Raw genomic sequence first — 10,645 nt, forward strand, 5'->3', positions numbered from 1 at the left:
GATCCGTCCGTCCAGCACCGCGCCGGCCCGCGCCCGCGCGCTCAGCACGTCCAGGCGGCGCAGCTTGGCCGCCAGCAGCCGGTCGCCGCGGTGCAGCAGCTCGCGCAGCGCCCGTACGGGGTGCCGGTGCAGTTCGAGGCGTTCGAGGATGTGCAGCCCGAAGACCACCGTCAGTTCGGCGATCTCCGCCTCCGACAGCCCGTCGTGGTCCCGGGCGCTGCGCCACAGCTCCACCAGCCGCGCCCGCACCCGCACCCGGATACCGGCGAGCCGCTCCGCCTGCCCCGCGGCCACCAGCTCAGGGCGCGGGAACGGCACGGTCTGCGCGACGGGGGAGCGGTGCAGTACGGGCCGGAAGCGCGCCTCGATGCCCGGGTACACGGACTGCGCGAGCAGCGTGCGCAACGCGTCGGCCTGCGCGTACACCGTCCCCGGCACCACCTTCTCGCGCCGCTGCCCGGCGAGCTCCAGGCCGAGCCCGGCCCGTACGGTCGCCTCCTCGCCGACCACCTCGAACAGCTCACGGATGTCGTCGGCGGTCAGCGCCTGATGGCACTCCGTCTTGCTGATGAGGTGCTCGATGGTGCGGGCAGTGGCGTTTCCGTCGCCCTTGTGGTCCGCGCACCCGAAGGCGGGCGGCTCGCAGGACCCGGTCACGGCCGGCAGGGGCGGCACGGTCACCGTCTCCGGTACGCCCTCCGGGCACTCCCCGAAGGTCAGCGACCGCCCGTGGTCGACGAGCACCACATTGCCGCGCGCCACGCTCACGTCGTCCACCGGCGCGCAATCCGTCCCGCCCCGTGTGGACAGGCACAGCGGGAACGTCAGCGCGTCCTCCTGCGCCCAGGTGATCTCCAGTACCGGCTGCCCGTCGAGCTGGTCGACGGCGGGGGTGACGGACGTCAGCCGGACGGCCTGCCGGTGGCTCGGGTCCTGGTCGCCGGGCGTGCCCGTACGCGGACCCTTGACCTCCTCGAAGAGCAGCAGGTCACCGGGGCTGAGGCGCAGGGAGCGGACCTCGTGGGTGTCGTCCGCCCACTCGTCCCGCAGCGTCGCCGAGGTGGCGCCCTTCGGCAGCGCGCAGACCTCATCGCCCCAGGTCCACAGGCGGATCGCGTTGTGCTCCGGGCGCAGCCGCAACGGCGCGTCGCCGACCGGCTCGAAGACCTCCACGGACCCGCGCTCGTCCAGTACGGCCAGGTCCCGGTCGTCGATGACGGTCCCGATCTCCGGCCGGTCGCGCGGCCCGTACGTACGGAAGTCCACCGCCGCGAAGCGGAAGGTGCCCGGGAGGAGAACGAGGTCGGTGGCCGCCTCCACGGACACGAAAGCGCGCGCGCTGCACCCGTCGTGCATCGGGTAGTCGATCAGCCGCACGTGCCGGCGCACCGACACCCGGCGCCGCGCCGTGTCGAGGTACGCCTCGGTGGCCACGGCGTCCTGCTGGTAACTGATCTGATCAGCGGTGTACGCCAGCAGCTCGACCAGCGTCATGCCCAGGTCGGCCGGGTTGCGCTCGACCCAGTCCGGTGTGGTCAGCCGCAGCCGGTCGAGAACGAGCTGCCGCAGCGTGTCGTAGTCCCGCGCGGTGTAGTCGATGACGGGCGCGGGCTTGAAGGTGTCCGGGCAGTCCGCCTCCTCTTCCACACAGTCGAAGGGGCTCGGGCAGTCCGTGCGAAACCGGAACTCGGCGGCGAAGTACCGCTGATCGAACCCTTCGTACGGCTCCGTCCCCGGTCGCCCGTAAGGATCGGTGTCCACGATCGACAGCCGGTACCGCGACGTATCCCCGGTCCGGTCCAGCACCACATGCAGCCGGTCGTCGAGCTCGGGATCCTCCTCCCGCTCGACCGACACCTCCAGCGCCTCGAGCCCGGTGATCCGCCGGCCGCCGTCGATCCGGATGTTCTCCGGGCACAGTCCGTGCGGCGCCTTCCCGAGGAAGGTGACGGTCAGCGTCACCCCGTCGTCCGCGACCTCCACGCCGTCGATGCCGTTCAGCCGCGCGGCTCTGATCCGCCCGCGCCGCTGGTCGGTACGGCACACCAGCTCACCGCTGATGAGCTGCTGGTCACTCATATCTCGCCCCGCCCCTCGAACACTTCGTCGCGCCTGCTCGCGGTGGAGCGCACCACATAGCGCAGATACACCCGTACGACGTTCTCCTCGCTCACCACGTCGAGCGCCTCGACCTCGATCAGATCGCCGAGCCAGCGTTGCAGCGACGCCTGCACCGACAGCTCCACGGCCGACGCCAGCTCCGGACTGTTCGGCGTGAAGACGAGGTCGAGCAGCCCGCACCCGAAGTCCGGCCGCATGACCCGCTCACCGGGACTGGTGAACAGCAACTGCTCGATCAGATCCCGCACATGCTCGTCGTGGTCCGCGTGCGCGGTCCGCCCCCGCCGGTCCGTCCGGAACGGAAAAGCGATCTCACTCCGCACTTTCTTCACAGCCCTCATCGGCTGGACACCCCCTGGTGGACGGGCGCCACGACCGGCGGGCCCTGCGGCACCAGCCCGGCGCTGAAACACATCGCCGCCGAGGTGTCCAGCAGTACCGGCACCCCGTCGATCCGTACCTCGTCGCCGCCGCCGGCCGGCATCCAGCGGACGCTGGTGCACGGCTGCGGACGGCCGCCGACGGAGTGCGGGCAGCTGCTGATCGTGAAGAGGTCGGCCGCGGTGGCCACGGGCGCACCGTCGACGCGTACGCCCGTGCCGGCGGCCGCGGTGGACACCGCGCGCCCGCCGTGCGGACAGCTGACCACGGCTCCGCCGTGGACGAGATTCCCGGTCACCACGTCTTCTCGCTCCCCCGTCTTCGCTATCGCTTCTTGGGCACGGTCAGCCGGCCCTCGTTGATGTCGACCTGGTCGCCCTGGAGCAGGATCGACGCGCCCTGCCCGTTGTTGATCTGCACACCCGCCGCGTTGATCCGTACGTACGCGCCGCCGGGCGCCTGCAGCAGAATCCCTTCCTCCGGCACATCGGACAGCACGATCTTGTGATGCCCCTGCGTCTCGATGACCACCGGCTCGGCACCCGCCCGCGCCCCGGCCTGCGCGTCCACCGGCAGTTCGGCCTCGGCGCCGTACCAACACCCCGTCCACACCGGGAAACTGGGGTCCCCCTGCTCGAACTCGATCCACACACCGGCGCCCTCGCTCGGGATCACGTACTGACCCGCTTGCGCGCCCGTGAACGGGAAGCAGGGCATGGCCCAGGTGGACGCCTCGTCACCGAGTACGTCCGGCACATGGGCCGTGATCCGGCCGATCCGCAACGGATCGTTGTTGCTCGCCACCCGGCCCCGGAACTTGCCGAGGAAGCGATTGTTCGATGCTGGCGCCATGCTGCCTGCTCCTGGTCGGTGTCACTGTGGTGGTTCGCTGCGGATTGCTGCGGATTGCTGCGGACTTACGGTCGTACGCGGTCGCTGCGGGCAATCAGTCCCTCGCGCGACAGGGTGAAGTTCTGCTGGTACGACCCCGGCCGGAGGTTATGGGTGACGCTCTTCACGTAGTAATCCCCGTCGTACGTGACACCCGCCCCCCGGACTCCGACCAACTCCCGTGGCCGCAACACATATCCATGCCGGTTCACGTCCAACTGCCCCGACCCGGAAATGGCATCAGCACTCGTCGCGGCGCGTCCCAACGCCTCCGCCTTCGCCAGCGCCTCGTCCTTCTTCGCTGTGCCGCTGAGGGTCTTTCGTTTGAGAGCCGGCGAGGCCCGCCGTCCGAGCGGCGGCCTGAGGGGACTGATGTCCGGCTGCGCGAGGAGCGGCGCCCGCCGCGTCACGGGGTCCTGCACGCGCGCTTGCGGTTCTTCTCTCGCGGTCCCGTCATAGGCGAACGTCAACTGATCCACAGTCGAGTTCACATCCATATTCACATTCAAGGCGTGCTGCCGCTGGCCGAGCCGCTGTTCCGGGCCCCAAAAGGCGGTCGACCGCCCTGGCACCGGCCCGGGGTCGAGGTAGAACGTGTAACCGTTCGCCCTCGCCAACTCATTCACATACTGCAGATCCGTCCCCGTCTGGTAATCGATGCGCAACTGCTCCCTCGGGGGCTGCGGCACCTGCTCCCGAATGATCCGGCCATCGATCCCGTAATCCGCGTACTTGCCGAGAATCCGCTCCACCCGCTGCGAAGGCGCGAGGTTGGGGTACCGATCCGTCCGCTCCTCGAGGTCCATGAGCAGCGTGAGGTCCTCACCCGTCACCGTCAGCGTGGTCTGCCCGGGCTGATTACTGGCCCCCACCTCCTGCCGCACGATGAGCCCGTCCAGCAGCACCACCGGCGTCCCCTTGACCGCAACGGTCAGAATGACCCGCGTCTTGGGATCGAAGAACCCCTCGGGAAGGAGCCGCTGAATGATCGCCCCCTTCTTCGTCAGGTCAAAGGCAAGCTGAAAACCACTCCTCTCACCCGCCGTACTGGTGATCTGCGCGGACAGCAGCGCCTCCGTCACCTCCTGCGGAACCAGCCGCGCCAACTTCGGCCCCATGTACAACGAGACATGAATGGGGCCGCCCCCCACGGGCAGATCATCAGCCATTCCGCACCCCCGGCCCGCCCATCCCGCCGGCGAACCCACCGGGCAACGGCACGGCTATCTCCTCACCCGGCTCATCGGTCAGCTCACCCGGCGCCAGCACGGGATTGGCATCGGCAATCCGCCACCACTGCCCCGAATCCCCGAAGTACCGCTGCCCGAGCTGATCGGCCCGCTCCCCGGCACTGACGGTGTGCGGCAGTGTGTCGTCCGCGTCCTGCTCAAGCGGGGGCAACAGCCTCCGCTGGGCATACTTCACCTCAGTGCCATCGCTGTTCCTGTGCACCCCGATCCGCACATCGTGATACCGGCTGCTCCGCGGATACGGATGAGCCCCCGGCACATCGTCCAACGCACTCTCATACGGCTCGATCACGCTCAGATCCCTCCCCCGAGCCCCAACTGCGCCAAGCTCCCGGCCCGCGCCCGCCGCGCCAACTGCTCCTTCTGCGCGAGGTGCGCGAGGTAAAGCTCAGCCCCTCGATGCCCCGCCGGCAGATCACTCACGGTCAGCACCTTCATCCCGATACTGAGCGAAGCCCGGATCGGATTGAGGTTCACATCAAACGCGGACTCATTGATCGACAACTCGGTGAGCCTGACGGGCATGACCCGCTTGCTGCCCCAAGTGAACAGCGTCAGCGGCGTCTCAATGGGACTGATCTCGATGGTCCCCTTCTTGCTGAGCTTGCTGGCCGCCCGCAACTGCGCGGTGGTCGGCTGCACCAACATCTCCAACACAGCCAACTGCGGATGAATCCCATCCGGCGCCGCCACATCCAGCTGATCCGTAGCGTCGATCTCCGCGGTGAACTTCCACGTCTCCTGCGCGGGCCCCTTGAGGCGCAGGGCTTCGTTCCGGTCGCCACCGCTGCCCCCTCCACCGCCATCCCCTTCCCCACCAGCGGCTTGCGGCGCCACAGACCGCTCCAACGTGTCGGGATTGAACTGCAACACGATGATCCGCTGCGGGGTACCGCGCTCGGGGTCGACGATGACGAGCCCGGAGCGGATGGGCTTGGGTATGTCGGCGTAGGTGGTCACAGCCGGGCCTCCAGACGTGCCCGCAGAGGCGCGTAGTCGTGCTGCGGGAAGAGTTCGGGGAAGACGTCGAGCATTTCGGTGAGGAACTCCGCAGTGACCTCGTGGTGCTCGTCCGCCAAGGAGACGTCAGTGAACAGGTACTGCCAGCCGAACGTGCCCTTGGTGACGCGCAGTGCATCGAGATATCCGCAGAGATCGATATCCATACGGTGGAATCCGAGCGGGTTGTCACTGAACCAGATTTCTGGAGTGTGGACACCGCCCTGCTTGATCCTCAGAGAAGTGATGTGCCCGGCCCCCGCCATGGGCGTTCCGTCGAAATCCCGAAGTTCGGAGACAATTTCCAGCTGTGCGGGCGACGCGTACGGGTAGCGGTCGATGGGGGGCTGCTGACGGATCGCCTGGACGAGGGGCAGCAGATTGAACTCGCCGGCGAACAGCGGGTCCGACTCTTCTTCCCCGAAGCCCCAGCAGGCCCCCAGGCCACTAAAGCGCAGGTAGCACGCCTGCAGAGCCGGGTCGAGCACGACGCCGTCCTGCTCCGCGAGCGTCCCGAAGACGCTGCGCGCATCCGGGGCGTCCGTGTCCGGCCCTTCTTGATGGTCCCTGGTCACATGGAGATCGGCGCAGTTGCGCAGCTCGTCGAGCGCCGCGATCCAGCGCTGCTCGTGAGGAGTTGGGTTCGTCATGTCCTGTGTCTCCGGATCAGAATCGGATCTTGTTGCGGGCGGCTATCAACTTGGCGACATCCTTGCGCAACCGGTTCGACGCCGCTCCGGTGCTTCCCCCCTGGCCGTTCAGCAGGGCCGCGGCGAGATCGTCGACGCTGTTGTACTGACCTGGCGTGCCGAGCAGGCGTGCGATTTCCGACGCGGTGGCCTCGGAAACCCGTGTCACCATCCTGATGCTTGCGGCATTCGCCTTGCGTATGTCGAAGCCGATGGGGATGTTCGGCGGCTGGAAGGGTTTCGCCCAGGTCATGGAAGCGCTCTGCTCTTTCCACTGGCCACCGACCGGCTTGTAGCCGCCCCAATTCACGCTGATTCGCCGAGGGAATCCGGGGTATTGCCCTCGATAGTTGATCGCTACCTGATACCAAATCATTTTCTCCGGCACCGGCGGGATGGTCCCCCAGAGGACGTTGTGGCCAAGGGCCGCCTGCGCCGGGTGTTCGATGTCCACCGCGGCCCTGGTGTTGATGCTGCCCAGCGCGGGAACCAGGTTGGACGTGGATGCCTGACCACCGATCAGCGTCGGGAGCATGTGCATGCGCACCCAGTGGCTCTGCCGTTCCGCAAGACCACCCGGAAGTCCCGCCAGTTCCTTCCACCCCACCGGTTGGGCACCCGTGCGTTGATGGGCCTCCGTGCCCTTCGGCGTGCTCTTCTTGATGAACTTGGCCTTGAAATTGAACGCCATGGGACCGTCCGAGAACGGCGGCAGGATGGTCGCGGGCAGCGGAGGCTCCTTGTCTCCGGCATTCCGTTGCTCCAGCAGCTCCGCCAGGTATTCCATCGCGTCCCTGAGCCGCTCGATCCGGCGTTGGAAGGTGACGTCGCCCAGGGGCCCCCGGGTGATGCCGCGCCGGTTGCGCGGCTTGGGCAGGGCTCCCTGCATGTTCTCGACCTTCTGGGCCTGCTGTTCTGCGGCGCCGAGAAGCTGCGTCGACTGGTCCGCGAGATCGTGCCGATCGTTCTGCCTGAGCTCTTCGATCTCCTTTCGCCAGCCGTCGAAGTATCCCGACATGGTCTGAAGGATGCTGCGGACCGCGAGGTCGGCGCTCCTGCCACGCCCGTTGAACAAGAGCGTGTGCGCTTCGCCGTCGTTCGTCCGGAACCGCACCTTCGGAAGGTCGAAGTCCGTGACGCCGTTGGGCTCCTGCTCCTTGTTCCTGTCCCGTGCCCGGTCCCTGCTGTGGTGCCTTTCCCGGTTCCTGTCACGGTCGTGCCGGCGCCTCCACTGGTCGCGCATGTGGCGGGAGCGGTCGTTGAGGCGGCGGCCGAGTTTGCGGCCCTTGCCGTGGAGCTTGCGGGCGGCGCGGCGGGCGCGGTTCAGGGCCGACTTGATGGTCTGGCGGGCGCGGCGGAGCTTGCGGCGGGTGCGGGACTCGGGGCGGCGGCGCGGCTGCTTCTTGTCGAGGTCGGGCTTGCGCCGGTCGGTGCCGTCCTTGTCCCTGTCGTTGTACTTGTCCTTGTCGCGGTCGCGGTTCTTGTCCGGGTGCTTGTCGTCGGGGTGGCGCTTGTCCGGCCGGCCGGCGTCGGGCTTGCGCAGGTCGGGACGGTCTTCGTCGCGGCGGCGGTCGTCCGGGCGGCGCTTCTTGAGCGTGTCGCGGCCAGGGCCGCGGCGCTTGTCGAGGGTGGGCCTGTCGTCCTCGTCACGAAGCCTGCGCTTGGCGTCCTGCATCCGGCGCCGTGCCGCGTTGACCTCGCGGCCCTCCTCGCGGCGCTCGTGCTCGTCGCGCTTCTTCTTCGGCTTCGACTGGGCCGGGCGCGGCTTCTTCTCGGGTGACGGGCGCTTCGCGGGGCGGGGGCCCGGCTTCGGGCGGGAGGTCTTGTCCGGGGAGGGCTTGTGCGGGGCCGGGTGGTCGGCGGGCTTGTCGGTCCGGCCGGGCTGGTGGGTCGGGCCCGGCTCATCGGTCCGGTCGGGTCGGCCCGCCGGCGCCTGCTGGTTGTTGCCCGCCGGCCTGTTGTCACCGGGCTGACCGGGGGCGTCCGGCCGGTTCTTCTTTCTGCGGATGCCCTTGAGCATGTCGCCCAGCTTGCGGGTGACCCCGCCCATGAACCGGCTGACGCCTTCGATCAGCGCCTGGTAGATCAGTTCCAGCAGGGCGACGACGCCGGCCGCGACCGCCTTGGCGAAGGGGCGGGCGCCGTTTCCGCTCTTGACCGACTTCAGGAAGTCCATGAAGAGGCCGAAGGCGCGAAGGATTTCGCTGAGCGCGCCCCAGGCGGTCTGCAGCGCGTCGATGATGGTCATGACCCAGCCGGCACCCGGAATGAGCTTGGCGACGACCTTCTCCATGACCATCACACCGATGATCACCGGGAGTTGCGGGAGCGCCTCGTCCCACGCCATCCGGCCCATCTCCTCGGCGGTGACGCCGCCCGAGATCAGCTCCTGGAAATCCTCCATGGGGATGCCGATGATTTCCTGGACCTTCTGGTTGAACCACTCCTTGACGGCCGCCTTGATCTCGTCGAAGAGGTATTCCTTGGCGCCGGTCTCCGCCGCGGCTCCGGCCTTGCTGATCCAGCCGCCGGGGTCGGAGACGATGTCGTTGAAGATGGCGGCCCATTCGCCGAGCCCGGCCACCACCTGCTTGCCGAATTCCAGCGCGCCGACGGTGGCGCTCTTGACGACGTCGACCGCCGACAGAAGCCCGCTCTCCAGGACGTCGAGACCGGCGATCAGAGCGCTGCACAGGCCGTCGAGCAGCTTGCCGGCGACTTCCTTGAGCGCGTCCGCCGCCTCATTGACCTTCTGTACGGCGTAGTCGCGGACTCCGTCGATGGTGTTGCGCCACTTGTCGCGCATCGCCGGGTAATCGGCGAGCAGCTCGTCGCCGAGGGCGATCAGGGCGTCGGCGAAGTCGTTGATCTGCTGGATGACCCAGTTGCGGGCGTCATCGATGAGCTTGAAGACTTGCTCTTTGAAGCGGTCGATGAGGTCGGTGACGGCCTTGCGGGCCCGCTTGAAGATGTCCTTGATCTCATTGACGAGCTTCTCGAACATCTCCTTGAGCTTGTTGATGGCCTCGTCGAGCCAGTTGTCGGCATTGCTCTTGCCGTCGTCCTGCTTCTTCTCCGCTTCCTTCTGCGCGCCGTCCTGCTCGTCGTCGATCTTTTTGTTGTCGTCCTCGGTCCGCTTGTCGACGTCCTCGTCGGTCTTCTTTTCCTTGTCGTCGATGTCCCTGCGGATCTTTTCGTGCTTCTTGCTCTTCTTGCCGTCGATCTCCTCGACTTTGTCATCCTGTTCCTTCCGCCACTTCTCGCGGGAGGAGGAGATCTCGGACTGGCCCTTTTCGCGTTCGTTCTCCTGCGTCTTGCTGCTGGAGTCGACCTCGCGCTTCAGGTCCCGGTCGTGCTTCTGCTTGTCGTCCTTGGCCTTCTCGTCCTTGTTCTTCCGCTCGTCGCCCATCTTCTGGCGGCCATCGTTGAAGCCGGCCTGGATCTGCGGGCCACGGTCGCGCTCGGCGACGGCGGAGGCGGACTCGATGGGAACGGCGCCGCCCCCCGGAGCCTTGGGGCCGCCGCCCTTCTTGGCGCCCTTCTTGCCTCCGGGGACCTTGCCGGTCAGCGTCTCCTTGGGGACGTCCGGGTAGATCTGATCCTCGCCCATGGGACGGGCGGCGTCCTCACGGCCGGACTGGTGCAGTTCGGACTTGCGCTCGTCGAGCTTCTGGCCCTGTTCGTCCGTGCGCTGCGGATCTGAATCGTCCTGGAGGGGCAGACCGGGAGCGTCACCGACCTTGCTGCCCTTCATTCCCTCGTCGACCGTGGGAATGCCGAGGATGGAGTCGATCAGGTCGTCGAGCGGCAGGATCTCCTTGAGGACCTTGCCCAGGAGCTTGGCGCCGATGGTCACGCCGATGTCCCACCAGCTCGGCTCCTCCATCTCGGCGCCGGGTACCTCGCCCTTCGGCCTTTCCTCGCCGTTGATCTCCGGCGTCTTGCCCTTGGCGGCGTCGGTGCGGGAGACCTTGGCGTTGGTGTACGTACCGGGAGCGGCCGGGGTCGGGCCGCCGGCGACGGTCTTGGGCGAGCCGACCGGGCGCTGGGTCTTGGGCGGACCCTTGCGCAGGGCCGTGCGCTCCTTGTCCACGGAGGTGCCCACGGCGCTGTCGACGCCCTTGAGGGTCTCCACCATCTGGTACGGCTTGAGTTTCGACGCCGTGGCGAGGCCCGCCTCAGGCGTGCTCTTGGAGACGTCGGGGGCGGGGGCGTCCTTCTTGGGCTTGGCGGGGGCGGAGGCGGCGCGGCCGCGGGGACGTCACGGTGGTCATGGGAAGCCTCCCAGGGGTGGAGATCTATCAGGTCGCCGTC

General features: G+C 67.9%; 8 protein-coding genes and 1 pseudogene. All 9 read right to left on the reverse strand.

Features of this window, described 5'->3' with window-relative positions; translation table 11 throughout:
• A pseudogene (locus ABT381_RS32980) lies at positions 1-2,079 on the reverse strand (putative baseplate assembly protein); the annotation flags it as partial.
• Positions 2,076-2,462, reverse strand: coding sequence for a GPW/gp25 family protein (locus ABT381_RS32985; protein WP_351600810.1), 387 nt, complete (start codon positions 2,460-2,462; stop codon positions 2,076-2,078). The gene ABT381_RS32985 and the pseudogene ABT381_RS32980, both read right to left, overlap by 4 nt.
• Entirely contained in the window at positions 2,459-2,800 is a 342-nt protein-coding gene (locus ABT381_RS32990; RefSeq protein ID WP_351600813.1) for a hypothetical protein, read from the reverse strand. The genes ABT381_RS32985 and ABT381_RS32990 overlap by 4 nt, the downstream gene beginning before the upstream one ends.
• A 26-nt stretch (positions 2,801-2,826) precedes the next feature.
• A complete protein-coding gene (locus ABT381_RS32995) occupies positions 2,827-3,354 on the reverse strand; it encodes a phage baseplate assembly protein V (RefSeq protein WP_351600816.1) in 528 nt (175 codons plus the stop codon).
• Positions 3,355-3,419: 65 nt separating this feature from the next.
• Positions 3,420-4,562: a hypothetical protein gene (locus ABT381_RS33000; protein WP_351600819.1), complete on the reverse strand. Its 1,143-nt coding sequence runs from the start codon at positions 4,560-4,562 to the stop codon at positions 3,420-3,422.
• Positions 4,555-4,941 carry a LysM peptidoglycan-binding domain-containing protein gene (locus tag ABT381_RS33005; RefSeq protein ID WP_351600831.1) on the reverse strand — a complete coding sequence of 129 codons (387 nt, stop codon included), beginning with the start codon at positions 4,939-4,941 and terminating at the stop codon, positions 4,555-4,557. The genes ABT381_RS33000 and ABT381_RS33005 overlap by 8 nt, the downstream gene beginning before the upstream one ends.
• The gene (locus ABT381_RS33010; protein WP_351600822.1) at positions 4,938-5,603 is read right to left on the reverse strand and encodes a hypothetical protein; all 666 of its coding nucleotides are present in this window, start codon (positions 5,601-5,603) and stop codon (positions 4,938-4,940) included. Before ABT381_RS33010 ends, ABT381_RS33005 begins: the two co-directional genes overlap by 4 nt.
• On the reverse strand, positions 5,600-6,292 hold the full coding sequence (locus ABT381_RS33015) for a hypothetical protein (RefSeq protein WP_351600825.1): 693 nt from the start codon (positions 6,290-6,292) through the stop codon (positions 5,600-5,602). Before ABT381_RS33015 ends, ABT381_RS33010 begins: the two co-directional genes overlap by 4 nt.
• Before the next feature lie 16 nt (positions 6,293-6,308).
• Positions 6,309-10,469 (reverse strand): hypothetical protein, encoded by a 4,161-nt coding sequence (locus ABT381_RS33020; RefSeq protein WP_351600828.1) that lies wholly within the window; start codon positions 10,467-10,469, stop codon positions 6,309-6,311.
• Between the last annotated feature and the right edge of the window lie 176 nt (positions 10,470-10,645).

Source organism: Streptomyces sp. NPDC000151 (assembly GCF_040301705.1).
Lineage (GTDB): Bacteria > Actinomycetota > Actinomycetes > Streptomycetales > Streptomycetaceae > Streptomyces.

What these genes read in the sequence shown, in the direction of transcription:
- ABT381_RS33000 (WP_351600819.1), bottom strand. Translation starts at nt 4,562, where the DNA reads ATGGCTGATGATCTGCCCGTGGGGGGCGGCCCCATTCATGTCTCGTTG.
- ABT381_RS32995 (WP_351600816.1), bottom strand. Translation starts at nt 3,354, where the DNA reads ATGGCGCCAGCATCGAACAATCGCTTCCTCGGCAAGTTCCGGGGCCGG.
- ABT381_RS33015 (WP_351600825.1), bottom strand. Translation starts at nt 6,292, where the DNA reads ATGACGAACCCAACTCCTCACGAGCAGCGCTGGATCGCGGCGCTCGAC.
- ABT381_RS32985 (WP_351600810.1), bottom strand. Translation starts at nt 2,462, where the DNA reads ATGAGGGCTGTGAAGAAAGTGCGGAGTGAGATCGCTTTTCCGTTCCGG.
- ABT381_RS33020 (WP_351600828.1), bottom strand. Translation starts at nt 10,469, where the DNA reads ATGGTGGAGACCCTCAAGGGCGTCGACAGCGCCGTGGGCACCTCCGTG.